The organism is Bacillus sp. URHA0034 (assembly GCF_056280405.1).
The window spans coordinates 132,768-159,229 of the sequence record NZ_JBWCDK010000002.1 but is presented as its reverse complement, the minus strand read 5'-3'; the positions used below and the strand labels follow the sequence as shown (position 1 = coordinate 159,229).

The 26,462-nt window shown below is 39.2% G+C and carries 21 protein-coding genes; 19 read left to right on the top strand and 2 right to left on the bottom strand.

Annotated features, from left to right (window positions below):
• Nucleotides 1-190 precede the first annotated feature (190 nt).
• Nucleotides 191-1,558, top strand: coding sequence for a dipeptidase (locus tag ACZ9EE_RS02990; RefSeq protein ID WP_476025202.1), 1,368 nt, complete (start codon nucleotides 191-193; stop codon nucleotides 1,556-1,558).
• A gap of 368 nt (nucleotides 1,559-1,926) precedes the next feature.
• On the opposite strand, the gene ACZ9EE_RS02985 is transcribed toward ACZ9EE_RS02990, so the two are convergent.
• Nucleotides 1,927-2,814 carry a helix-turn-helix domain-containing protein gene (locus ACZ9EE_RS02985; RefSeq protein WP_476025201.1) on the bottom strand — a complete coding sequence of 296 codons (888 nt, stop codon included), beginning with the start codon at nucleotides 2,812-2,814 and terminating at the stop codon, nucleotides 1,927-1,929.
• Between the two features lie 255 nt (nucleotides 2,815-3,069).
• Here ACZ9EE_RS02985 and ACZ9EE_RS02980 point away from each other — a divergent pair, with 255 nt between their 5' ends.
• The 4 genes from ACZ9EE_RS02980 to ACZ9EE_RS02965 all read left to right on the top strand — a co-directional run bounded on the left by ACZ9EE_RS02980 (nucleotide 3,070) and on the right by ACZ9EE_RS02965 (nucleotide 7,813).
• The gene (locus ACZ9EE_RS02980) at nucleotides 3,070-4,929 is read left to right on the top strand and encodes an MGH1-like glycoside hydrolase domain-containing protein (RefSeq protein WP_476025200.1); all 1,860 of its coding nucleotides are present in this window, start codon (nucleotides 3,070-3,072) and stop codon (nucleotides 4,927-4,929) included.
• 27 nt (nucleotides 4,930-4,956) lie between these two features.
• On the top strand, nucleotides 4,957-6,003 hold the full coding sequence (locus tag ACZ9EE_RS02975; protein ID WP_476025199.1) for a Gfo/Idh/MocA family protein: 1,047 nt from the start codon (nucleotides 4,957-4,959) through the stop codon (nucleotides 6,001-6,003).
• Complete coding sequence (locus ACZ9EE_RS02970) at nucleotides 5,990-6,886, top strand: DUF6807 family protein (RefSeq protein WP_476025198.1); 897 nt, start codon at nucleotides 5,990-5,992, stop codon at nucleotides 6,884-6,886. Before ACZ9EE_RS02975 ends, ACZ9EE_RS02970 begins: the two co-directional genes overlap by 14 nt.
• A gap of 174 nt (nucleotides 6,887-7,060) precedes the next feature.
• Entirely contained in the window at nucleotides 7,061-7,813 is a 753-nt protein-coding gene (locus tag ACZ9EE_RS02965; protein WP_476025197.1) for an NADPH-dependent oxidoreductase, read from the top strand.
• A gap of 177 nt (nucleotides 7,814-7,990) precedes the next feature.
• Here ACZ9EE_RS02965 and ACZ9EE_RS02960 read toward each other — a convergent pair whose 3' ends face one another.
• Nucleotides 7,991-8,425, bottom strand: coding sequence for a ribosomal maturation YjgA family protein (locus ACZ9EE_RS02960; protein WP_476025196.1), 435 nt, complete (start codon nucleotides 8,423-8,425; stop codon nucleotides 7,991-7,993).
• 254 nt (nucleotides 8,426-8,679) lie between these two features.
• Here ACZ9EE_RS02960 and ACZ9EE_RS02955 point away from each other — a divergent pair, with 254 nt between their 5' ends.
• The 14 genes from ACZ9EE_RS02955 to ACZ9EE_RS02890 all read left to right on the top strand — a co-directional run bounded on the left by ACZ9EE_RS02955 (nucleotide 8,680) and on the right by ACZ9EE_RS02890 (nucleotide 26,371).
• A complete protein-coding gene (locus tag ACZ9EE_RS02955) occupies nucleotides 8,680-10,611 on the top strand; it encodes a fructose-1,6-bisphosphatase (RefSeq protein ID WP_476025195.1) in 1,932 nt (643 codons plus the stop codon).
• A gap of 140 nt (nucleotides 10,612-10,751) precedes the next feature.
• Nucleotides 10,752-13,058, top strand: coding sequence for an RNA polymerase recycling motor HelD (helD, locus tag ACZ9EE_RS02950; protein ID WP_476025194.1), 2,307 nt, complete (start codon nucleotides 10,752-10,754; stop codon nucleotides 13,056-13,058).
• Nucleotides 13,059-13,097: 39 nt separating this feature from the next.
• Nucleotides 13,098-13,466, top strand: coding sequence for a rhodanese-like domain-containing protein (locus ACZ9EE_RS02945; protein ID WP_476025193.1), 369 nt, complete (start codon nucleotides 13,098-13,100; stop codon nucleotides 13,464-13,466).
• Between the two features lie 341 nt (nucleotides 13,467-13,807).
• Nucleotides 13,808-14,401 carry a TetR/AcrR family transcriptional regulator gene (locus ACZ9EE_RS02940; protein WP_476025192.1) on the top strand — a complete coding sequence of 198 codons (594 nt, stop codon included), beginning with the start codon at nucleotides 13,808-13,810 and terminating at the stop codon, nucleotides 14,399-14,401.
• A gap of 338 nt (nucleotides 14,402-14,739) precedes the next feature.
• Nucleotides 14,740-15,243, top strand: a complete 504-nt coding sequence (locus ACZ9EE_RS02935) for a GNAT family N-acetyltransferase (protein WP_476025191.1) — start codon at nucleotides 14,740-14,742, stop codon at nucleotides 15,241-15,243.
• A 69-nt stretch (nucleotides 15,244-15,312) separates the two neighbouring features.
• Nucleotides 15,313-15,975: a VC0807 family protein gene (locus ACZ9EE_RS02930; protein WP_476025190.1), complete on the top strand. Its 663-nt coding sequence runs from the start codon at nucleotides 15,313-15,315 to the stop codon at nucleotides 15,973-15,975.
• A gap of 102 nt (nucleotides 15,976-16,077) precedes the next feature.
• A complete protein-coding gene (locus ACZ9EE_RS02925; RefSeq protein WP_476025189.1) occupies nucleotides 16,078-16,731 on the top strand; it encodes a DUF2306 domain-containing protein in 654 nt (217 codons plus the stop codon).
• Nucleotides 16,732-16,916: 185 nt separating this feature from the next.
• Nucleotides 16,917-17,618 (top strand): YoaK family protein, encoded by a 702-nt coding sequence (locus tag ACZ9EE_RS02920; RefSeq protein ID WP_476025188.1) that lies wholly within the window; start codon nucleotides 16,917-16,919, stop codon nucleotides 17,616-17,618.
• 277 nt (nucleotides 17,619-17,895) lie between these two features.
• Nucleotides 17,896-18,930, top strand: a complete 1,035-nt coding sequence (locus ACZ9EE_RS02915; protein ID WP_476025187.1) for a LacI family DNA-binding transcriptional regulator — start codon at nucleotides 17,896-17,898, stop codon at nucleotides 18,928-18,930.
• Nucleotides 18,931-19,432: 502 nt separating this feature from the next.
• Nucleotides 19,433-20,461 carry a Gfo/Idh/MocA family protein gene (locus ACZ9EE_RS02910; protein WP_476025186.1) on the top strand — a complete coding sequence of 343 codons (1,029 nt, stop codon included), beginning with the start codon at nucleotides 19,433-19,435 and terminating at the stop codon, nucleotides 20,459-20,461.
• A gap of 115 nt (nucleotides 20,462-20,576) precedes the next feature.
• Nucleotides 20,577-21,539, top strand: a complete 963-nt coding sequence (locus ACZ9EE_RS02905) for a sugar phosphate isomerase/epimerase family protein (protein WP_476025185.1) — start codon at nucleotides 20,577-20,579, stop codon at nucleotides 21,537-21,539.
• Nucleotides 21,540-21,949: 410 nt separating this feature from the next.
• On the top strand, nucleotides 21,950-22,762 hold the full coding sequence (locus tag ACZ9EE_RS02900) for a formate/nitrite transporter family protein (RefSeq protein ID WP_476025184.1): 813 nt from the start codon (nucleotides 21,950-21,952) through the stop codon (nucleotides 22,760-22,762).
• A gap of 157 nt (nucleotides 22,763-22,919) precedes the next feature.
• Nucleotides 22,920-25,892: a formate dehydrogenase subunit alpha gene (gene fdhF, locus ACZ9EE_RS02895; RefSeq protein WP_476025183.1), complete on the top strand. Its 2,973-nt coding sequence runs from the start codon at nucleotides 22,920-22,922 to the stop codon at nucleotides 25,890-25,892.
• On the top strand, nucleotides 25,892-26,371 hold the full coding sequence (locus tag ACZ9EE_RS02890) for a helical membrane plugin domain-containing protein (RefSeq protein WP_476025182.1): 480 nt from the start codon (nucleotides 25,892-25,894) through the stop codon (nucleotides 26,369-26,371). Before fdhF ends, ACZ9EE_RS02890 begins: the two co-directional genes overlap by 1 nt.
• The last annotated feature ends 91 nt before the right edge of the window (nucleotides 26,372-26,462 follow it).

Below are 26,462 nucleotides of genomic sequence, written 5' to 3'. Positions count from 1 at the left end.
GATAATAAATGCTTCGTGGCTTCTCTTTGGAAGATAAGAACGTTTGCGAAAATTTGCCCTGAAACTTAGTAAATGGTCCTTAATAAGGTCCAAAAGCAACAAAGCTTAAATTGTTTCAGTGCTAAATGTAGGTATTCTTCCTACTTTTTGTATAAAATAACTATAGTAAATAAAAAGAAAAGGTGAGAATATGAGTCACTTATCCGATTTTTTATCCAAAAATCATCAGAAAAATGTCGAGGAATTAAAAGAATTGCTCAGGATCCCCAGCGTAAGTTCCTTATCGGAGCATAAAGAGGACATCCAAAAAGCAGCTTCATGGATTGCCAGTAAATTAGAAAGCATTGGGATCGAACATGTTGAAATCATTCAGACAAAAGGTCATCCGATTATCTACGGGGACTGGCTTCATCAGGAAAATGCGCCGACAGTCTTAGTATACGGTCATTATGACGTACAGCCCGTTGATCCAGTTCATTTATGGGAAACTCCTCCGTTTGAACCAACGATCCGTGATGAAAAGATCTATGCCAGAGGGGCAACCGACGACAAAGGGCAGACATTCTTACATATCAAAGCAGTGGAAACACTCTTGAAATTAGAAGGTAAATTACCGGTAAACGTTAAATTTTGCATCGAAGGAGAAGAAGAAATCGGAAGTCCACATCTTCCGCCATTCTTATCCGAAAATAAAGAAAAGTTAGGCTGTGATGTGGTCGTTATTTCTGATTCTGATATGTGGGACAGAGGCGTTCCTGCCATCACCTATTCTTTAAGAGGTCTATGTGCCTTGGAATTTACACTTAAAACTGCTAATTCAGATTTACACTCCGGTATGTTTGGCGGAGGAGTCCAGAACGCCAACCATCTACTGGTCCAGCTTCTTTCTACCCTTCATGATGAAAACGGTAAAGTAAGTGTTGACCATTTTTATGATGATGTCGTGGAACTGACAGAATTTGAAAAAGAGCAAATTAAAGCATTAGGCTTCGATGAAGAAAAACTAAAGAAAACGTTAGGGTTAACAGATTTAACTGGAGGGGAAAACAATTTTCCTTATCCTGAAAGAATTAGTTCCCGGCCTACCTTAGAAATCAACGGCTTATGGGGCGGATTCCAGGGAGAAGGGACAAAAACGGTCATCCCGAATGAGGCAAATGCCAAAATCACCTGCCGTCTCGTCCACAATCAAAACCCTGAAAAGATTCAGCAGTTGATCAAAAAGCATTTGGAAGATCACGCACCAAACGGTTGCACAGTGAAAGTTTCCTTACAAGATACGGGCAATCCATTTTTAACGCCGATTGACAGCCCGATGATTCAAAAAGCAGCTGAAGCGTATGAAAACGTCTATGGGAAATCGCCGGTTTACAAAAGAGAAGGAGGCTCAATTCCGATTGTTTCTGATTTCAGCCATTCCCTAAATGCTCCTGTGGTCTTAATGGGATTCGGTCTGCCGGATGAAAACCTTCATGCTCCAAATGAACATTTTAACTTGGAAAACTTTGATAAAGGAATCTTAACCATTTGTTCCTTTTTAGAACTTCTTAATAAGTAAAATGGTGCCTGTCACCACCTGCGGTGGTGACAGGCACTTTTATATGCACTATTAAAGATTCCTTCTTACAAAGATAGGGGTCTTTTTTAGCGTAATTATAAGATTGAGTGCCTTCCTTTTAAATAAAGTCACGCTACAAATGGTAAAAAACTTGAACCAAATTGACATTTTAATATGCAGACTAACTGTTAAAATAGAAATCGAATTAGACAAGCTATTCTGAAAAAAGAGGGGGCTTTTAAGATGGCTATAACAGTTGGTTGCTTTGCTTTAGTAGATCCTTTTTCTGTATTGGAGCATCAATTAAAGCGTATTAGGGAACGTTCGTCCGTCATCGTTGTAAGCTTTCATGATTTGTAGTTTTTATTTTATCTTGTCGGATTCAGTCTATATTCAGAAGGGGATTTGGAAGTCCAGCGTTTAAATTGTCTACTAAAATGAAATAAAGATGAAAAACCTAATTCAGAGGAAATTTCATCAATCCCTTTATTAGTTAACAACAACAATTCCTTAGCTTTTTTAATTTTCAAATTGGTATAGTACTGTCTTGGAGAACTTCCATAAACTTGTGTGAAAATACGAGTACAGTGGCTGCGACTGTATCCTAAGGCCTCGGATATATCATTTATATTTAAGGAGCCAAAAACGTTTTTATCTAATAAAGCTTTCATTTCATCAGCAGTCTCGAACTGTTGTTTGGTAAAGTTGGTTTCTTGGGCAGCCTGGCTATTCTTTTCAATCAGTTTTATGTACTCAGATATTACAGCCATGACATTTGCTTGAAATAGTAATTTATCCACCTCTGTCACGGTTAATATGATATCTTGATCAGTTAGGATGTAGTTTTTGTTAAATAATATTTTTTGGATGAGAAGGTCAATTTCTGTTGTATATTTGGCTAACTGCGTTTCCATTGCTGTTTGATGTGTAATATGGTTAAGAATCGAATTTTTCAACAATTTTCTTAGTGGAAGATCATCAATATCGAAATGGACGGCCAAATAAGAAAAAGGACTTTCACCAATATTTATTGTTTTATGTCTAACCCCTGGCCTAAGGAAAATCCAATCTCCTTTATTAAACTCGATACATTCCTCATTAAACCATTGTAGGGCGGATCCCTCCGTACACAGAGTTAATTCAAAAATATCATGGTAATGGTCCTCTAATTTCCAACCCGGTTTTTCCACTCCAAACATAAAGCCTTGTATCACAATGGTGCTATTTGTATCGGGTATTTTAATATATTTGTCCATTTCTATTTTTCCTCCAACACATTCAGTCCATAAACTTTTAGAAAAATGATTGGTAGATTAAGAATACAAATGGTTAAAAACATGTGCGATAAGTTCATTCTATCTACTTTCTCAATCAATTATAGTATATACCATACAACGGATTTGAACTCTTTTCAATATTCAGTAAACAACTGAAGGGTGTATATCATACACGCATATTATGTCTGGCGCCAATATCAATGGCGGGATAAAAGGATAAGATGGAGGTTCTTTATGTCAGAGTATCAGCAATTGAAAAATCGGCTGGCAAATGGCTGGAATACATGGAACACAAGAAGTGTACTTTCCCATGTGCAATTGCCAAGCGGTTTTTCTATTAATCTAGGTGTAAAGGAATATAAGAACGGTGATTATCTAAAAGAAGCGTTAGTAGGAAGGATAGACAGTGAAAGTGAACAGGTTCATCCGGGATTAAGATCTTTTGATGGGAGTTACACGGAATTGCATTTGGAATGGAAAGGAATCAAGCTTTTCATCCAAAGTGCAAAGGATCTTGACGACCTTCTTATCTTAGTCACACCACTTGAAAATCAGCGCTTTCCGGCGACGCTTATTGTTGAATCAGCGATACTCTGGAACAGAGAAGGCTATGTGCTGCGAAATAGGGAGTCTCTTACTGCATTTCTTCCTGAACAAAAAATCGAAGTATATGTCACAAATCCGGTCATAGAAGAACTGAATGTCCACACACAGTCACCTTTTTTAGCGATTCGTCTTGACCAGAAGGTGGGTATCTCAACTGGCAGAAAAAGAAGTGTGGAAGAAATAAAGGCTAGAATTGAGAATAGTAGAAACAAGGAACGAAAAAGGATTCAAAAATACGGGGAATTAGCGGATGTTTACGAAGCGGTGGAAACCTGTTTGGCGTGGGACACCATTTATGATCCGATGAATGATAGAGTTGTTTCCCCGGTCAGCCGAATTTGGAACTGTACCCATGGAGGCTATGCATTGTTCTGTTGGGATAACTATTTTGCTGCCTATATGGCATCTTTGGAAAATAAAGATTTAGCTTACGCCAATGCGATTGAGATTACTAGGGAAAAAGTGGACCGTGGGTTTGTTCCGAATTGTTCCTGGGGGAATGGGTTTAAGTCACACGATCGATCTCAGCCGCCCGTTGGCTCCCTAGTGGTAAAGGAATTGTATCGAAAGTTTGAAGAGAAGTGGCTGCTTGAGGAGGTGTTTGATGACCTCTATGAGTGGAATAGCTGGTGGTTTACAAATAGGAAAAATGGAAATCTGCTATCCTGGGGTTCTACCCCATATGAGCCAGTAATGGATAATTATTGGGAAATAACCGGAGTAAATGAAATCTTTGGGGGAGCCTTGGAATCCGGATTGGATAACTCGCCTATGTATGATGGGATTCCTTTTAATGCTGAAAATCATTTGATGCAATTACATGATGCGGGTTTAAATGGATTGTATATTATGGATTGTCATGCGCTCGCGGATATTGCAAAAGTGTTAAAGGATGATAAGCGAGTAAACGAATTACTTGAGCGGGCTGAATTCATTTCAACAAACATGCAAGAGCTGTGGGGGGAAAAGGAAGGGATCTATTTCAATCGCCTAGTAGGTGATCAACAGGAGTTTAGTAAACGGTTGTCACCGACTAATTTTTATCCATTACTGGGTAAAGTACCAACGCAGGAACAAGCAGAACGAATGATTAATGAACACTTTTTTAATCCTGAAGAATTTTTTGGAGAATGGATCATCCCATCTATATCCAGAAATGATCCCGCCTACCCTGACCAGGACTATTGGAGAGGCCGTATTTGGGCTCCTATGAACTTCTTAGTCTATCTTGGTATCAGAAATTATCAACTACCGGAAGCTCAAAAAGTCTTAGCTGAAAAGTCTAAGGATTTACTTTTAAAAGAATGGCTCAAACACGGTCATGTACATGAGAATTATAATGCCAATACGGGTGAAGGCTGTGATAAAAACAACAGTGACAGGTTCTACCACTGGGGTGCTTTGTTAGGGATCATTCCCCTCATTGAGGAAGGGTACTTTGCTGGCCCGGAAAGAGAATTATCTTTAGAAATAAAAAGCGGAATGTAAATTCTATTTATTTGAGGAGGAAACAGGATGAAAATCGGAATTGTAGGACTAGGCTGGCCAGGACAGCAGCATGTCAGAGCCATTAAGGCACATGCGATAGAAGCTGAATTAACAGCGGTATGTGATCTAGATCCCTTAAAATTAAAAGAATTTGAAGGACTTTGTGATACCTATAGTGATATTGACCTTTTCTTTGCCAAAGCAGATGTGGAGGCCGTTGTTCTCGCTGTTCCCCACCAATTGCATGCGGAGCTCGCCATCCGTGCGCTGCAGTTAGGGAAGCATGTTCTGATTGAAAAGCCGATGGCCCGTACAGTTGAGGAATGCAATCAGATGATCCAAGCGGCTGAGGGGCATAACCGTACCCTTATGGTTGCCCAGAATTGGCGGTATACGCCATGGTGTATTGCAGCAAAAAGGATTGTAGAGAGCGGAGAACTGGGGCAAATTCGGGCAGTTCGGACCGAGTGGCTGCTTAATTTCCGGCCCTCTTTTCCAAAAGGAAGCTGGATTTACAACGGGGAATTGGCAGGAGGCGGTGCGATCGTCAGCTTGGCGATACATAATGTTGATGCCCTCCGTTTTATTGTCGGGGAAATCGAGGAAGTCTATACCAATGCCTTATATACAGATGATTGGTCAACCAATGAGGCAGAGAACTGGGCCATGTCACAGTTGAAATTTGAAAATGGAGCGATCGGACACCTTTTCACCGGTTATACGCCATTTTTCCCGCCAGATAACGGAATGCTCCATATTTATGGGGAAGAGGGAACGATGTTCTTTGGTCCATACCAAGGGGAAAACGGATTGTGGATTCGATCAAGTAAACGATCATTAGACCCGGATGTGGGATATGAACGTGTGGAGATTGACAGTTTGGCTCCTCAACTGGATGGCCATCCTCAGACGAATCAGTTAAAGCATTTCCTTGATAGTGTGAAAAATGGGACACGTCCTGAAACAGATGGCAGAGAAACCATCAAGACGATTGAACTAGTCACTAGTATGTATGCTTCAAGAAGAGATGGACTGCCAGTAAGGAATGGAGGAAAGATCAATGTTGGAAGCTAAAGGGGCGGAGAAGGCTTTGGGGCTTCAGACCAATTTTAGTGAAGAAGAGGGACTCTGGGAACTTAGCTTAAACGGGTTAAAGGTACTCGAGTACGTCTATCGTGTCCCAGAAGACCCGAACCCATCCTTCCGCTTAGTCAAAACAGCGGGAGGTCAGAGTATTACCCTCTATCATCCTTGGGATCATCCGTGGCATACAGGAATATTTTTTTCCTGGAAATATATCAATGGTTTAAATTTTTGGGAATCTATGTACCACGGGAAGAAAAACGTCGCCGTAACGGATTCCTTCTTGCCGCTGGAAAATGATGCGGGCTTCCGACAAACACTCTCCTACCTATCATATGAAGGCGAAACACTCGTAAAGGAAAGCAGAGTGGTCCGTATCGAACAGGAATCAGAAGGTTATTTGATTCATTGGAATGGATCATTTACCGCAGCGGGAAATAGCAGCATTACATTAGACAGGACAGAATATACGGAAAATACCCCTTGGGGAGGATATGCCGGATTATCCTGCAGGTTCGACCGTAATTTCCTCGGCCCGGTGATCACTACCGATCGAGGAAACTATACAGCAGAGGAGGCCTATGCTAAACCGTTTAAGTGGTGTGACTATTCAGGTAAACTAGATGGATATGTAGAAGAGAAATGGGCTGGAGTCTGTTTAATGGATCACTTTTCCAATTTAAGGCACCCATCCCCGATGCTGACCTATGACTACAAAGATTTGCAGTTTTTACATGCAGCATTTCTCCTTGAAAAGCCCTATGTGCTACAAAAAGGAGATACCTTAGAATTAAACTATACGTTTTACGTCCATGACGGGGAAGCAGACTCAAACCTGTTGAATTCGATTTGGGAAAAGGTCTGTAATAAATAATAAATATTATATAGAATAGCTTAAAGGCTGGATGTTGGAGTTTTCATTTCTAAACTCTAATATTCAGCCTATTTGTATGTTAATGATAGAGATGCTGGTCACAGAAACCTATTAAGTTCGGACGTTTGAAATAGAAGGTGTCTGTGTAGTATCGTATAGACAGGGAGTGATTATATGAACGAAACGATTCAAATATTAAGAAACCACCGCTCGGTCAGGGAATTCGACACTGAAAAAGAGGTAAGCGAAGCCCAGATTGAAACGATTATTGAGGCGGCTTTGGCTGGTCCCAATTGGATTAATGGTCAGCAAGTAACCGTGATTGAAGTGAGGGAGACTGAAAGGAAATCTGCATTGGCGAAGGCTGCCGGCAACCAGAGGTGGATTGAGGAGGCCCCTGTGTTTCTCGTGTTCTGCATGGACTTTTACCGGGCAAAGCTGGCAGCTGAAAAAAATCGGACTGATTTTAACATCGTCGAGGACTTAGAAGCGATTTTAATCGGTTCAACAGATGTCGGGATCGCTCTGGGAGGTGCAGTAATCGCAGCAGAATCGATGGGACTCGGAATTGTTCCAATTGGAGGATTAAGGAGAAATCCCCAAACCTTTGTTGAAATATTGAATCTTCCGGAATATGTTTTTCCGATTTCAGGTCTAGTTATCGGGCATCCGCGAAATGTACCTGGTCAAAAGCCAAGGCTGCCGTTAAAGGCTACCCTTCAGAAAGAACAGTATGATGCTAAAATTCAAAAGGAATTTATTGAACAATATGATCAAACCATATCTTCCTATCTGTCCGAACGGACAAACGGACAGGATTCTAGTGACTGGTCAAGTAAAATCGCTCAGTTTTATGATAACGGATTTGAACAATACAGAAAAAACTCCAGTCCTACGGTTAAAAATCAACGATTTCAATACAAGTAGAAAAAGGTATGTTTGACTTATCAGATTGGGTGTTACTTTCAGGTGCGTTTTGGTGACTATTCAATCAATCAAATGAAACATCTCACGCTCAGAGGGTACCAGTCTCTGAGCTTTCACTTGAGAATGAACACTGTTTTACAAGTTTCAATAGCTTGCCTGTCGCAGTATGTACGTAACCTACTCGGAAGAACGACGGTATCTGAAGCATAACAGATCCAACAAAGCCGCTAATATGATCCCAACCGTATAGCGAATAAGATCTGCCGTTAGAAAGCCCTTGCCTAACACTAGTGCACCGAGCGATGTACTGCGAATTTGATTGACCCAATCTGCCTGATACAATTGCGAGAATTCAATAACAAAGCTAAACATTAAACTGAATAAGAGGCTTATAGGGATGTGTTTCCTATCCAGCAGGAAGCGAAAGCCAAAATAGACCATCATAGCCCACAGCGCATCGCCGGCATTTTCCGCTAGAAATATAGGCAGATATTGACCGTATTTTCGTGAAGCAAGACCTAAAAAGATCACAGCCACTGCGAGAATGAGATAGGATTTCCTCAAGTTACGCGAAATTTTGCTATTAGATCGTTTAGTTGCCAACTGAATCACTCTTTAAAAATTATTTTGAAAACTATTATATCAGATAATATAATACGCCACACATCACAGCTATTCTTGAGATGTATCGTCCCATTTTTGCAATGTTCTTATGTACATAAGGAAGATTTTTTCTATTAAAATAAATAAAACTATAAAAATATGTAATACGAAATAAAATATATTCTATTTATCCCTTATAATAGGAATAAAGAAGTTTGTTAAAAGGAGAATACATAGCCAATTTTGAAAGGGGATACATAATCATGAACGCAAAATATCTAGATTTATTGGCCCAAAAATATGATAGTGCTGAAAAAGTGGTAACAGAAATTATTAATCTCGAATCTATCTTAAATCTACCAAAAGGGACTGAACATTTTGTCAGTGATTTACATGGTGAGTACCAAGCCTTCCAACACGTATTAAGAAATGGCTCTGGTAAGGTAAAAGAGAAAATCAATGACCTGTTCCAATATATCTTATCGGAAAACCAACGGAATGAATTTGCAACCTTAATTTATTATCCAGAAGAAAAACTTCAGCTAGTAAAAAATCATTTTTACAATGAACTAGAGTTAAATCAATGGTATACAGAAATCATTGAGCGAATGATTAAGCTTATTTCGTATGCCTCCTCTAAATACACACGCTCAAAGTTACGTAAAGCTTTGCCGAATCAGTTTGTCTATATGATAGAAGAGCTGCTGTACAAAAAAAATGATTCCACCAATAAGGATGATTATTATTCAAAAATTGTCCAGCAGATCATCTCTTTAGGACAGGCCGAAAAGTTGATCATAGGTCTTGCCTATACGACACAGAGATTAGTCGTGGACCATCTTCATGTAGTAGGTGATATCTACGATCGTGGACCCGAGCCCGATAAAATTATGGAAACGCTGATCAGTTACCATTCGGTCGATATTCAGTGGGGAAATCATGATGTCCTATGGCTGGGTGCCTTTGCTGGATCAAAGGTATGCCTGGCTAATATTATTCGTATTTGTGCTAGATACGACAATTTGGATATTATTGAGGACGTATATGGAATCAATCTAAGACCATTACTTAATCTAGCGGAAAAGTATTATGAAGACAATCCAGCTTTTAGACCTAAGGTCCATTCTGAAAAAAAACTATCTGATTATGAACAATTACAAATTACAAAAATTCATCAAGCCATCGCCATGATTCAATTCAAATTGGAAATCCCAATCATCAAGAGGCGCCCGAATTTTAATATGTCAGAAAGGCAATTACTTGAGAAAATTGATTATGAAAAGAACGAAATAACGATAAATGGGAAAACCTACCCGCTAGAAAATAGCTGCTTTGCAACGGTTAATCCAAACCAGCCCGATCAATTATTGGATGAAGAAAAACAAGTGATTGAAAAATTGTTATTTTCCGTTCAACATTCTGAAAAGCTGGCTAGACATATGAATTTCCTAATGAAAAAAGGCAGCCTTTATTTGAAATATAACGGTAACTTGTTAATTCATGGTTGTATTCCTTTAGATGACGAAGGAAATATGGAAAAAATGACGATTGAAAATAAAACGTATGCAGGCCGTGAATTGCTTGATACATTTGAATATTATTTACGTCATGCTTTTAAACACCCGGAAATGACAGATGACCTGGCAACAGACATGGTTTGGTATTTGTGGACGGGAGAATACTCATCCCTGTTTGGAAAAAGAGCGATGACCACCTTTGAAAGGTACTTTATTAAAGACAAGGAAACGCATAAGGAGATAAAAAACCCGTACTATTATTTGCGTGAGAAGGAAGAAATTTGCAAAAAGATCCTTGCTGAATTTGATCTCGACCCTGAGCAGGGGCATATTATCAATGGCCATACACCAGTGAAAGAAATTGAGGGAGAGAACCCCATCAAAGCGAATGGAAAAATGGTTGTTATCGATGGTGGGTTCTCCAAACCATATCAATCTGTAACAGGTATAGCAGGGTACACTTTACTTTATAATTCCTATGGTATGCAATTGGTTGCCCATAAACATTTTCAATCAAAAGAAGATGTATTATGTGACGGAACAGATGTATTATCTGTAAAAAGGTTAGTGGATAAAGAACTGGTGAGAAAAAAGGTAAGAGAAACGAATATTGGTAAAGAACTATTACAGGAAATTTCAATTTTAAATAGTTTAAGGGAATATCGATATATGAATTAATAAAGCACATGGTAAAATCCATCCTTGCGATCTAAAAGGATGGATTTTACCATGTGGTAAACTTGACGGTAGAAAAGACTTCGTTTAATCTTATTATCCCAAGATTCGAAAATTGGATAGAGAGGTGAGGTGTAAATAGGATGAGTGCCAAAGATCAAGTGTCAGTCCGCGACCATAAAGACTATCAAGCAGAAGTGGAGCGCTTAGAGTTTACGAAGGAATATATCCGAACCGTTTTAGACATTTCGAAAGAGAATAAAGAATTTGCTGTTGAAAATATGAAACAATCATTTGCCGAGCTAAATTCTAATGATAGCAGTACGAGCTACACCGATCTCCTTGCAAATGCAAATTTTCTTGAATTGGCTCAAAGTGAATTGAAAAGGTTAGAAAGCGTGATTGGCAAACCTTATTTTTCAAGGATTGACTTTACGAGCAATAGCACGAAAACAGAAGAAGTTTTGTACATAGGCAAAGTATCCTTGTTTGACCGTGTCACACAGCAGCCGATTATCGTCGATTGGAGATCACCGATTGCCAATGTCTACTATGACGGCCGGCTCGGAGAGGTGTCGTATGAAGCCTACGGGGAGACACAATCCGGCTATCTGGCCTTAAAAAGGCAGTATGAGATCATCGATGGATTATTAAAAGAAATCAGAGACATCGATTTAACCACCCACGATGAACTGCTGCAGAAATCGTTGTCAGGTAAAGCAGACAATCGCTTAACAGAAATTGTTGCGACGATTCAAAATGAGCAGAATGAAGTGATCCGGGCCTCTTTAACACACCCGATTATCGTCCAAGGGGCCGCTGGAAGCGGGAAAACAACGATCGCACTCCATAGAATCTCCTACTTTCTCTATTCCTTTGGGTTTCGATTTCCTCCAGAAAAATTAATGATACTCGCACCAAACCGACTGTTTATTGATTATATCTCGGCCGTCTTACCGGAATTAGGGGTCAACAAGATTAATCAAACCACCTATATTGATTTTATGAGAAGCTGCTTGGGCCCAAAAATCAAACTATTTTCCCCTAATTCTAAGTTGATCAAGCTCTTGGAAGCGAACCGAACCACTAAGTCGATACAATGGGTTTCGAGCTTTAAGGGGTCACTCGAATTTAAGGAACTAATCGATCGCTATATAAGTGGAATAGAAAATAATCTTGCCCCACAAGAGGATTTTGTCGTTGAAAAATCCGTTCTTATAAAGGGTCAAAAACTGAAAAAACTTTTTTTAAAAGAATACACGTACCTGCCAATCTATAACCGGCTTGGTAAAATAAAAAACCTGTTAGAAGATGATCTAAAAAAGAAAAAATCGCTCATGTTAACGAATCTGAACAAGAAATATGAAGAAGCACTGGATAAGGCCCTTTATAACACGAAAATGAAATCAGAAAAAAGAAAGCAAATAGTCGTTTCCTTAATGGAACGAAAGGAAGAGAGAAAAAAGAGGGTAGAGCAGGAGGCAAAGACGGCTGTAAAAAAATATATGGATGCGTTTGTCATGAAAGATATTTTAACCCTCTATCGTGAACTAATGTCTTCTCCTGAGTTACTCAAAAAGCATTCCTCTACGCTTTCAGATCAAGAATGCAAGCTTCTTAGTAAATATTGTCTGAGGATCTTTGAACGAGGTGCTTATGAACTGGAGGATTTAGCGCCGATCTTTTTCATGAAGTCAAAACTGGAGGGCATTGATGATAAATATAAAATGCGCAGTATTTTCATTGATGAAGCACAGGACTACAGCTATTTTCAATTTGCGGCTTTAAAGGAAGGCTTTGAAACCGACTTGTTTACGATTGTCGGAGATTTAGCCCAAGGGATTCATTCCTATCGGGGCTTGAATAGCTGGACACCGGTATTGAAAGAGATCTTCCCTAATGCGAATTATCAAGCCTTACAAAAAAGCTATCGAACGACAGTCGAAATCATGAATTTGGCTAATGAAATCCTGATGTTGATGGACCAAGAATTGCCAAAGGTCGAACCGGTTATTCGTCATGGGCAAAAACCATTGTTTAAAACAATAGACCCTGCGAATCAGGAACAGGTTAAGCTGCTTCTCGAACGAGACATAGCTTCATTCAAAGAGGAAGAGCTGCACTCGATCGCACTGATCGGACGCACCGAAAAAGAATGCCAAAAAATATACCAGCTGTTCGAAAATAGTCAATTGCCGATTCAGTTATTAGAGGAAAAAGAAGAAATGAAGAAGGGGCATATCGTGATTTTACCTTCTTATTTATCAAAAGGGCTGGAGTTTGATTCTGTTTTGATTGTATGCTTGGAAGAACCGTATACAAAAGCCGACTTGGACATCAAATTGTTGTATGTAGCGATGACAAGGCCGATGCATCGGTTATATTTATACGGGAAAGATCCGTCAAACTTTTTATTAAATATAACGGATTCCATACACTTCGAAAGTTAAACCATCCAAAACAAATTACTAAAAAGGAGCAGTATTAGTATGACGCTTAAATTGATTTCGCCAAAATCTCTTGATGAGAAACTACAAAATAATGAACCCATCTTCCTACTCGATGTACGGGCGGAAGAAAAATACAATGATTATCATATAATAAATCGAAATATCGAGAGTCAAAATATCCCTAAGAATATAATCTTTGACCTTGAAAAAAATGGAGAAGAAGAACTGCAATTATTGCCCAAAAATAGTGACATTATCGTTACCTGTACGACCGGAAATTCTGCCAGGAAATGTGCCGAAATTTTATCAAAAAAGGAATTCCAGGTTACCTTGCTTGAAGGTGGTATTACCGCTTGGAGACAATACTTGGACACAAAACAGAAAGACCTAGAGAAAACTGATAAGTAAGCCAAGAGTATATCGCGGCAGACTCAGTCGGCCATATGAACACTCGAAAGAAACTAGACAATAGGATTCCCTTAAATAGGAGTCCTATTTTTTTATATTCTGAGGATTCAAGTTTTCTTGTTAGGAGGCTGACCATCAGGAAACCGATTAAACAAATCAAATCCATTTTAAAAATATATAATCACAAGGTAATTTTATCGTTCTTAATAACGGGTGGGGAACTTTTTAACCTTAGGTGAGCGAAGCTGTATAGATTGTTGACAAATAATTCTAAGTTTATTAAGATGAGGTATTATACCGACTGACGGTTTGATATTTATCATTAAATGGGAGGATTATTTATGTCCAACAGTCTACAAAGGAACAGCAGCTTCCCACATATTCTGGAGACAACAGAACAATTAATCAAGGAAAAAGGCTGTAGACATACCACATTACAGGATATTATTGAACGATCTGGTTTGTCTAAAGGAGCGATTTATCATTATGTATCTGGCAAAGATGAATTATTTGGGTTAGTACTTAAATCTAAAATGGAACAAATGAATGCCAGTTTTAATGGTGTTGTCGCAGAAACGGCACCAAAGGATGCTGTGCTTCCTATTCAATTTATTGCAGAAGGAATGGCGGCGCAAACAGAAGGGCAAGATGTAACAAGTAAAATCATGACTTATTTGCTTGGTCAAATCGATAATCCAAAGGTGGAATCGATTCTTAATGAATTATATGGATCTTCTTTAAACACTGCCAAGAGCTGGATTGAAATAGGGCAAAAAGCTGGCGCTATTCCAGTCGAGATAGATGCAGAAAAAATGGCTTCACTTTTTATGGTGTTCACGTATGGACTTCGAGTTCAAAACATCATTTCAAAAAATATAGGGCCACGAGTACAAGTAGAAGATATATTTACGTTATTACTTCGCTCTCTCAAATAATTAGTTGTCATTGAAAGCAAGAAAAATATTCCAATTTTTATTGACGGACCGACTGACGGTATGTATAATTAGTTTCATAAGCAATCCGACAGTTGGTTTGTAATTCATGTTTTTTAAGAACGAATGCCTTTGATTATTAGGTACCTATGCTCATAAAATGCAGAATTGATATTTTTTTAAATAAAACAAACCGCCAGTCGGTTTGCGGAAAATTTTCAGTCTGCAACTTTCTCCATTCCATATCTCAAAGTCTATGAATACGATGGGGGACTTATGTTAGATATATGTGCATCTTGTAAACCTGATATGAATGGAAGCCGGAATTTAAAGGAAGTGAAATGATGAAAATTGAAGTAGCTTCGATGAATGACTTGAAATCTATAAAATATTTATATAAAACCGTTACCAACCACCTTAAAAAGAAGGGTGTGGACCAATGGGACCTATTTTACCCAAACCGAATCGTTATCGGAAAAGACTTAAAAAATGGCGATCTCCATGCGATTATAAATGATGGAATTTGCCTAGCTTCTGTCGTTATTAATGAAGAACAAAGCTCAAAATATTCGGGGCTACCTTGGAGTGAAAAGTATGGAAGACCTGCTGTGATACACCGTTTAGCGGTTCATCCTGATTCGCAGGGGATGGGCATTGGAAAACAAGTCCTCTTATATGCAGAGGAAATAGCTAAATCCAAAGGATATACAAGTATTCGTTTAGATGCTTATACTGCCAACACTAATGCTATAAAAATATATGAACGAGCAAGTTATTCCTCAGTAGGGCAAATAAAGTACCCATTTCGTAAGCATCCTTATCAGTGCTTCGAAAAAATTTTATAAGCCAATAATCCTAGGATGTTATAAAATTAAGGATATAAATAACAAATCTGGAAAAGGTGGGATATTACAGTGAATCAAACAGGCTCGATTTCAAGAAAAGGAATCATTAGAGGAATTGTTATGACCCTTTTCATTAACGGGGCGGTTCCATTTGTCGTGTATGAGGTACTAAGTTCTCACATCTCAAGTATAGCAGCGCTATCGATTGCAACTGTTATTCCATTATTTGATAATTTATTTAGCTTTTTGAAGAGAAGAAAACTAGATGTTTTTGCCGTCTTTATGCTGATAAGTTTCTTACTAGGCATTGTGGCATTTAGTATAGGGGGAAGTGAAAAGTTGTTATTGATTCGTGAATCTCTAGTAACAGGTATTTTGGGAATCCTATTCCTCGGCTCACTGTTTTTTCCTAGACCATTAATTTTCTATTTTGCGATTCGTTTTACCGTTGGAAACGATCCAGAAAAGACCTCAGCTTTCGCTAACAATTGGCAATACTCGTACTTCCGATTCGTATTAAGATTGATCACCGTTGTTTGGGGTTTAGCCTTGATTGGCGAATCCATTGTGCGTACGATTCTTGTTTTTAAGTTGTCTGTATCCCAATTCTTGGCGGTTTCCAACTTGGTTATGTACGGATTTATTGGAGTTGCTATTGTCTTTACGGTTGTTTATAGACGACATTCCCAGAAACGATTCAAGGAAATCATCTCTAATGGAAGGCCAGTTTAAAAAAGCGTACTTAAATTTTAAGAGGGAATAGAGAGTTCGAAAGGAAAAATTGCGAGATTACAGATAATGAGTTTTCTTAAATAAGTTGGGAGATGAGAATTTATGTTAAAAAAGAAGGTTATTTTACCGGTTATTTATGGGTTAGCTTATTTATTTACTCTATATATCGTAATTCAATACATTATCTATAAGCCCAGCCAAGCGGGGGTGGTTTCGTCCAAGTTACAGGATCCAAACTTTCCCTATGCGATTTGGAAGCTGTTCTTCTTCCCTCATATAATACTAGGTATAGCAGCCTTATTAATTGGTGCTTATCAATTAACCAATAAGAGTCGTCAAAATCGAGATCGACATCGGCTGCTGGGCCGAATTTATGGATTTACGATTCTACTTAACGTACTTTTGGTCCCCTATATCTCGATGTATGCAACAGGAGGCCTCTATTCTACGATTGCTTTCCTAGTTCTTGATATTTTTTGGCTCCTGACAACGGCAACCGCGATCATGTATATCAGACGTAAAAATGTAACACGACACCGGGAATGGATGCTTCGAAGCTATGCGGTCACATTCGTATTTGTTACATTTAGGATTTTTCTCCTTTTGATTCAGTTGTCTACTCATGCACCCTTTAATATTGCTTTCCCGCTTTCTGTATATCTTTCCATCATTGTTAACTTGTTAATTACTCAAGTCTATCTCAATAAACATACTCGGGGTTCATCAGTCAAAAAAACAATAGAAAAAACCTATTAATCTACGGTTGCTTATTATTTGATATTTTTCGTATAAAAAAGATTCTTTATCGTGTGGTTTTCTTAATAATATTGATTTTTGAATAGAAATTACTCAATGAGATGACCCTATTTAAAAAATGTGCATTTCATAGTTTCTTTAAACGATTAAGATAGCACGTTTGTAAATAGAAAATAGGTGAAGAAATGAAAGAAAAAATTCCTTCGTTATCGTCCAACTCCATTTATTTGGGGGTTTTATTAGCGATCGTTGGCGGATTTTTAGACGCGTATACGTTTATAAGCCGAGATGGTGTGTTTGCGAATGCCCAAACGGGAAATATGGTATTACTCGCTGTAGAAGCAGCAAATAAAGAGTGGAGAGGCGCTTTACATTATATTCCGCCCATTTTGGCATTCATTATGGGTGTTTTGGTTTCAGAAATCGTTAAAATTCCTCATCTAAGAGAAGTATTGCATAGCTATCGAAGGTCGATTCTAATCTTAGAATGTTTGGTATTGATCACTGTAGGTCTGTTACCTAAAGGCGTGCCTAACATATTGGTAACCGTATGTATTGCATTTGTCTCCTCTTTACAAATTTCAACTTTCAATAAACTGGACAAATGGGCCTACAATTCAACGATGACAACAGGAAACCTGCGAACGGCGACGCAAGCTGCCTACTTGGCGATAAAGGAACAAAATCCTGAAGCCAAAAAACAATTTAGAGAGTTTTTTGTCATTATTGTTTCTTTTATATTTGGTGCCTTAACAGGGACCTTTTCGACCAAATACTTTGGGAATCCATCCATCTATATTGCTGGAGGAATTTTAGTCATTGCGACGATTTTGTATCACAGGGATAGAGGATATTTGAGTGAAACCCTTAAGGCTAAATTAAAATAAACGATAGGATTATCAGATTTGGATACTATTTCTTAAATGAATTTATAAGAGTGACCGTTAAGGCATCATCGTCAAATGAGGTGATGCTTTTTATGTGAATAAGTAATAGATTTTAGATATAAAGTGGACTGGGAATCAGCAACCAATTTGAACCGTTTGTGAACTTGGGAGTATAATTCCACGATAATTTTTTGAAAAATGAGATTTTTACTATAGCGGAAATCTCTATTTATATGTTATATCTGTAATACACTGAAATAAAGAAAGGTGGTCAGGAATGAGAGTTACGGCAAAAATGATTGCGAAAGAATTAGGAATATCTACGGCCACAGTAGATCGCGTATTGAATAACAGAAGTGGGGTGAGTGAAAAGACCATCAGAAGAGTGAAAGAAAAAGCAGCCGAATTAGGCTACAGACCAAATGCAGCCGCCAAATTTTTGGCCACACAAAAAAGTATCGATGTCGCCTTCATTTTGCCTGTCATTCCACACTATTTTTGGGACGGATTAGAACGAAAAATTATCAACTCAGTAAAGTTATATGAAGATTTTGGATTGAACGTACAAGTTTTTCGCGTGGATGCAATCCCAAAAGAGATTCAAATTAGATTTATCCAAGACTTGCTTGAACAGAATGTGTTTGATGCATTCGTTATTTCTCCTCACGACGCTGATCCTTATGTCGGAATAATAAACGAAGGTGTCCAAAAGGGGATCCCCATTTTCACATTAAATAATGATGTCCCCAATAGCAGCAGAATCTCGTTTGTAGGAACGGATTACTATTCTGCAGGTTATTTAGCTGCGGAGCTAATTCAATCCTTTACAAAGGAATTAAAAAATGTTGTCATCATTAGAGAAGATGAAAATACGTATCAAATGATTAATAAGGAAAAAGGATTTAGGGATTATTTTGCGGAACAAAAGGGGAAAATAAATATACAGACCATTCCAGTCATGAGCGATAATATCCAACTTTCAGAGGAATGGAAAAGCAATATGCTGCTTTCCAGTGATGCAATTTATGTTGCGAATGGAGTGCTGGGTGAAATTGCCGATTATATTGATCATAAAAACTATAAAACTCGCAAAATCCTGATTGGTCATGATATGAGTGAAAAAATCCATCTTTACCTTCAAAATAATCTGATTAAATCAGTCATTTGTCAAGATCCTTCTAGTCAAGCAAGGTGGATGGTCCAAAAAGTCTTTGACTATGTGGTTCTCGAAGATAAAAGGGGTCAAAGTGACACCATTATGAAGTTAGAAATCGTGACTAAGGCAAATGCTAAGTATTATATTAACTATTAATTGATAGAAAAATGATTGACGTTCATCATGAAAGCCATTAAGATAGGATTGTAAATCACTTAATTTTCAGAATTTAATGGGTTGGGGGCGAATCCAATGCGATAATTTAAGTATCTTAAGTTTTTCCTTCGATTAACGATCTCCTATGATACCAATAATAGGGAACTCAATTCTCATTATTCCATCTAGTTTTATATAATTGGAAGAGACTTTTTTTTATTTTAATATGAAAGCGTTTCATTATGGCCGTCTTTCCCTACTTCTCCTTCTAGAACATACATAAGTTAGTACATGAACTATTCTTCCTAAGTAGCACACAGAAGCCCTTTTTATTGTTAAATAAAATGATGAACGTACATCATTTTAAGGTAAATTCAAAAAATCCATATTTTGGATACCTGATCGTGAATTATTAAGCATTACTTTATAGGATTTTCATCCTTTGGCAGGAAATGATGAACGTCACTCAGCTATCTGAAGTAATAATAAAAGGAGAAAAACAATGGAAAAATTAAAGGCAATCCAAATTGGAACAGGTGGATTCGGAGCCTCTTGGCTTGAAATATTGGATAAGTTTCAAGAAATCGAATTAGTTGCAGTAGTGGACGTCAATCCAGAAAATCTTGAAAATGCGAAGCAATTTATTCAAAATAGCTCCCCTCAATACTACACGGACCACATAGAAGCTTTTGCTAACAGTAAGGCGGACATTGCTGTGATTGTCACCCCGCCGCAGACACATAAGAAGCTGGCGCTTGATGCATTAGCCTATGACTTATATGTCTTTATGGAAAAGCCAATCGCGCAGAAATTTGAAGACGCTAAAGAACTGCTCGAAAAGTCCAACACATACGAGAAATTCATTATGATTAGTCAAAATTATCGCTGGAGACCAGAGATACAAGCTGTAAAAAAAGCCCTAGATGAAAATGTAATTGGAAAAGTAGAATATGTGGAATGGAACTTTCGCCGGGCAACTAAGTTCGGAGGCTGGCGAGATCAGTATTCCGAAATTTTAATTGAGGATATGAGCATTCACCACTTTGACTTAATGAGATACCTGCTCGGAGTAAATCCTTCCACCGTATTTGCTAAAAGCCTAAAACCATCTTGGAGTTGGTTTAATGGTAATAGTACCGCAAGTCTAATCATGAGCTTTGAGGATATTCTGATCAATTACTTCGGTAGCTGGGTGACAAGAGGGAAAGAGACACCTTGGAATGGAGATTTTAAATTGGTTGGAGAAAAAGGTGTAATTGAATTGAATGATAATTGTCCTACGATTACGCTTGAAAACAGTGAAACCAAGCAACTAGAGCTAGTACAAATGGAATTTGAGGACCGAGAGTACTCTATTTTCGAAATGGTATCCGCCATTAAACAAGGAAGGATACCATCAACGGTTCTTTCAGATAATATTCAAAGTTTTGCCTTAGTGGGCGCATCCTTACAATCGATCCAACAAAGCAAGGAAATCGATGTTCAGGAGATGCTTGGGTATAAGCAATGTGATAGTAAAATCTTCGGTTAAAGTGAGTCTCAATCGATGTTTAAGTTTACTAGTTACATAGATGATTGAGCTGATAAGGTCAATATGGAATGTAATGGATAATGGTCCAAAAAAAATGGATAGGGAGTGGAGAAGAATGAAACTAGGAGTATTTGCGGTATTATTTTCTAAAATGTCTTTAGGAGAAATGTTGGATCACGTAAAGGAAAACGGGTTGGACACAGTCGAAATTGGTACCGGAGGCTATGTAGGTAATGCCCATTGTAACCCAAAGGAATTGCTTGAAGATCGAACCAAATTGGCCCAATTTAAACAAGCATTCGAATCAAGAGGAATCAAAATCAGTGCATTAAGCTGCCATGGAAATCCGCTGCATCCAAATACAGAAATCGCCTATGAACACAATGATGTATTTGTCGACACCGTTAAGCTTGCTTCTGTCTTGGGTGTAGAAAGTGTGGTTACCTTCGCGGGATGTCCAGGTGAATCGGACTTTTCACAACACCCAGTATGGATCACAAATCCTTGGCCGGATGACTTTTCCAAGGTGGTTCAGTGGCAGTGGGAAAAGAAAGTGATCCCCTATTGGAAGGGACAGGCCGAACTGTTAGAAGAGTGCAATGTTCGCGTGGCCATCGAGCCCCACCCAGGATTCGTTGTCTATAATACCGAAACGGCTTTGCGCTTACGCAAGGAGTGCGGCGATCGAATCGGCATCAACTTTGATCCAAGCCACTACTTCTGGCAAGGAATGGATCCGGTCGCCAGTATAAAGGCATTAGGAGAGGCAATCGTCCATTTCCACGCGAAGGACACGAAGATTGATAACCAAAACTGTCTTTTGAATGGGGTTCTTGATACCAAATCCTACCGCGATATCGCAAACCGATCCTGGGTATTTAGAACCGTTGGATATGGCCATGGTGAAGAGGTATGGAGGGATATTATTAGTGCTCTTCAAGTCATCGGGTACGAAGGGGCAATCAGTATTGAGCATGAAGACGGCCTGATGAGTGTTGATGAAGGGTTTAGTAAAGCAGTGGCATTCCTAAAAGATATGGTAATTCAAGAGGGTGCTAAGGAATTATGGTGGGCATAAGGAAAGAAGTCAGGAAGTATTTTTTTGAAATGGTAAGTTAATTTAAGAAAAAATTTTTCCGAATGCAAAAACAAAAAATATTCATAAAATGTTCACAAATGTACTTTTACATGATAATATTAGATAGATTTATAGAGTATGGAAAGTTCATAGATGCCAGTTAATAAAAAATTGACTGCAGCATCCTGTTCTTGACATAGTGTCTATGGCGGGAAAGATTGCTAGTATGATAAAATGCTCAGCTTTCAGCCCACTGTAAAACGGTACATGCATTAGCATGAAAACCGGTTTATGGTGGGCTTTTTTGCGTTTTTGAAACAAGGGGAAGCATGGGGACGGTTCTCCTGCTTCTAAAGGAGCAAGAGAACCGTCCCCATGCTTCTAGAATTAACTAACGGGAGGTAAAGAATATGGCGTTTCATAGTTCCAAGCGGATTGTAGAATTAGCAGTGGAGGCTGGTGCCAAAAAGGCATCAATGAGGCTTGGACATACACTTTTATTAGGATTTTTAGGTGGAGCCTTTATTGCATTTGGATTCCTCTTAGATATTCGAGTAACGGCAAATTTACCGGAGGAATGGGGTTCCTTCAGCTCACTAATAGGTGCTGCGGTTTTCCCAATAGGACTAATATTAATCGTAATTGCAGGGGGAGAATTGGTTACAGGAAATATGATGGCACTTCCGATTGCCGTTCTAGCAAAGCGTGCGACGATCGGACAGTTAATGAAAAATTGGCTCATACTATTAATAAGTAATTTTATTGGAGCAATCTTTGTTGCCTACTTCTTTGGTCACATCGCAGGGTTAACGGAAACAGGTCCTTTCCTAAACAAAACCGTGGCAATCGCAGAAGAGAAAATACACCAAACCTTTATTCAAAGCTTCATTTCCGCTGTTGGGTGTAACTGGCTCGTTTGCTTAGCTGTTTGGATGGCTTTTAGTTCAAATGATATTGTTGGAAAAATGTGTGCCATTTGGTTGCCGATTATGGGGTTTGTAGCGATCGGCTTTCAGCAAGTTGTTGCTAACATGTTCGTAATCCCGGCAGCTATCTTCTCAGGGCACTTTACATGGGGAAATTATTTTATTAATTTTGTCCCAGTAGTAATGGGAAATGCTATTGGCGGTGCGGTTTTTGTTGCCTTCATCTATTGGATCATTCATAAAGAATCTTTTCAAACACTAGCAATCGCAAAGCCAAGTATCAAAAAAGCTAGTTAACGACTAGTATTTGTACATTATGCATATTAATAGTTTTATAGAAAAAGAAGGACTAGTTTTAGGTAAGAGAGAATACCTGATACATTGTCATTTAATTTGATCTTATTGGTTGTTAAATAGGTATTCTTTGCTTGCTTTGAACGTAGGAGGACTAACAGTGAAAGAAAAAGTAAATGTGTTTATTAATGGAACAGAACATGAGCTAGAAAAAGGAACGCGTATTTTAGATTATTTATTACAACAGGAAATGGAGCATCCACACATCTGCTATTCGGATGTCTTGGGTCCGGTTCAGAGCTGCGATACATGTATGTGTGAAGTAAATGGCAGTATTATGCGCGCATGTTCAACGGTGCTGGAAGATGGCATGGAGATTCTGACCTCGTCTGAGATTGCAAAGCAAGCGCAGGAGGAAGCGATGGACCGTATTTTAGAAAACCATCTATTATACTGCACCGTTTGTGACAATAACAATGGCAATTGTCGTGTACATAATACAGCAGAAATGATGGGAATAGAACACCAAACACGACCTCATCGCTCAAAGGGCTATGAAGTAGATATGTCTCACCCGTTTTATCGCTACGATCCTGATCAATGTATTTTGTGTGGGCGTTGTGTGGAAACCTGTCAAGATCTTCAAGTGAATGAAACGCTAACCATCAACTGGGAAACCGGGCAGCCGCGTGTCTTATGGGACGGAGGAAAAAGCATTAATGAATCCTCTTGCGTATCCTGTGGTCAATGTGTTTCCGTTTGTCCTTGTAATGCATTAATGGAAAAATCGATGCTTGGAAATGCTGGATTTATGACCGGTATTTCTGACGACTTACTTACACCCATGATTGACATTGTCAAAGCGGTAGAGCCTGATTATCAAACTATCATGGCAGTTTCAGAAGTAGAAGCAGCCATGCGTGAAACTCGTATTAAGAAAACAAAAACAGTTTGTACGTTCTGCGGGGTAGGCTGCTCATTTGAAGTTTGGACAAAAGACCGTGAAATTCTCAAAATTGAACCATCTGAAAATGCCCCTGTAAACAGTGTTTCCACCTGTGTAAAAGGTAAATTTGGTTGGGATTTTGTCAATTCACATGAACGGATCACCACACCTTTAATCCGCAAAGGTGATGTATTTGTGGAAGCAAGTTGGGATGAGGCTCTTTCTCTCGTTGCGAATAAGCTTGGCGGTATTAAAGAAACGTATGGTAGCGATGCGATTGGTTTTATTTCATCATCTAAAATTACGAACGAGGAAAACTACCTCATCCAAAAGCTGTCTCGTCAAGTGTTTGGAACCAATAATGTGGACAATTGCTCTCGTTATTGCCAATCACCTGCTTCATGGGGATTACAGCAAACCGGAGGCATTGGCGGCGACTCTGGAACGATTCAGGATATCGCGGGTGCAGGGCTTGTCATTCTTGTGGGATGCGCGCCTGCAGAAGGACATCCTGTACTTGCCACACGTATTAAGCGGGCGCAAAAACTTCACGGACAAAAATTAATTACCGTTGACGTGCGCAGACATGAAATGGGAGACCGTGCGGATTTGTTCGTTCGGCCAAAACAAGGAACGGACTATGTCTGGCTTTCCGCTATTACAAAGTATATCATTGACCAGGGTTGGCATGATGTGAAATTTATCACAGAACATGTCAATTACTATGACGAGTTTTTGAAAATGATGGAGCCATATAGTCTTGAAGAGGCAGAAAAGATTACAGGTATTGCAAAAGAAACATTAATTCAAATGGCAGAAATGGTCCGTGATGCGGATGGAACAGCGATCTGCTGGGGAATGGGTGTAACGCAAAATATCGCAGGTTCACACACATCCGTTGCGATTGCCAACCTGCTTCTTGCAACAGGCAACATAAAGCGTCCAAACGCTGGTGCTTACCCATTACGCGGACATAATAATGTGCAAGGCGCAGCTGATATGGGAACAATGCCAAATATCTTCCCAGGATATCAATCAGTAACAAATGTCGAAATTCGCGAAAAATTTGAAAAGGCATATGGGGTTAAAATCCCTGCAAATCCTGGTCTAGACAATATTGAAATGCTCGGGGCTGTTGATAAAGGCGAGATGAAAGCGATGTTCATTGCTGGAGAGGATATGGCATGGGTTGATGCTGACTCGAATCATACACAGGCTATGCTTGCGAAGTTAGATTTCCTTGTCGTCCAAGAGATTTTCTTAACAACAACCGCCCAATTTGCAGATGTGATTTTACCAGGTGCTCCTTCTCTTGAAAAAGATGGAACCTTTACAAATACCGAGCGTCGCGTGCAGCGCTTGTACCAAGCGTTAAAGCCTCTAGGCGATAGTAAGCCGGACTGGTGGATTCTTACACAGCTCGCTAAAAAGATGGGCTTTGATTGGAATTATACCCATCCAAGTGAGATTTTTGCCGAAATGGCAAGCTTAACCCCATTCTTCAGCCAGTGTAACTATGATGTTCTCGAAGGGTGGAACAGTTTCCACTGGGGATCTCTTGATGGATCGAACACGCCGCTGCTTTTCCAAGACGGCTTTGCTTTCCCAGATAAAAAAGCACGGTTCGGTTTGTTCGATTATGTACCGCCTATGGAGTTCCCGAAAGAATTCGATCTTTCATTAGATAATGGACGTCTGTTGGAGCACTTCCATGAAGGAAACTTAACACAGAAATCAGAGGGACTTAACTACAAATTCCCGAAAGTTTTCGTGGAGGTATCACCGGAACTTGCGAAAGAACGCGGCGTAAAGGACGGTTCACTTGTACGTCTTGTATCAACGTACGGAGCTATTAAGCTACCAGTTCTTGTTACAGATCGTGTGATGGGAAAAACCGTTTACGTACCAATGCATTCCTCAAGCCACGAGAGTGCGGTTAACCTTCTTACTGGTGGGGCAGTTGATGTCGTTACACATACACCAGCTTACAAACAAGTGAAAGTGCGGATGGAAGTCCTTGAACTGGACGGAGAAAATCCGCTTCCAAGGTACAATCCACGTAATGCGACTCGTATACCGCAAATGGGCCTTGAAATCTATCGCAAGTGGGAACGCGGTGATTACGTTCCACTCGCCAGTGTCAACGAACATATTAAGCCTGGATTCTATGACAGGAGGAATGCGTAATGGCAAAACCGATAAATGTTATTCAAAAGACAGAACTGACTGAAGAACAAAAGAAAATGCATTCCCTGGAGAATCTTCTCTCAGGGGTTGCACAAAATGAGGATTCACTGCTCGAGACATTGAATCTGATGCAGGAATTACACGATAGCGGTATTATGGACGCTTTAGGAAGTCTTCTAAAAACGAAAGAGAAAGCAGCAAAAATTGCGGTCAGTCAACTTACACGCCAGCCTGTCACAAACATGATTAATAATGCGAAGGCTGCAGGCGGAATTCTGACTGAGCTGGACCCGGAAACAACAAGTAAGCTCGCCAAAAGCTTAACGGCTGGACTGAAAAAGGCGGAACAAGGATTAAAAGCCGATTCCAAGCTTGGACTCTTTGATGTAATGATGGCCTTAAAAGATCCTGATATTAATCGGGCGTTAGGATTTGGATTTAACCTGTTAAAGGGGATGGGTGAAGGATTAAAAGAGTAATATGAAATACAAAATGGAAACCCACTCGTTTTATGAAAGAATGGATTTCCTCTCTTCAATCAAACTAATTTGTATGGAAAAGGAGGGACAG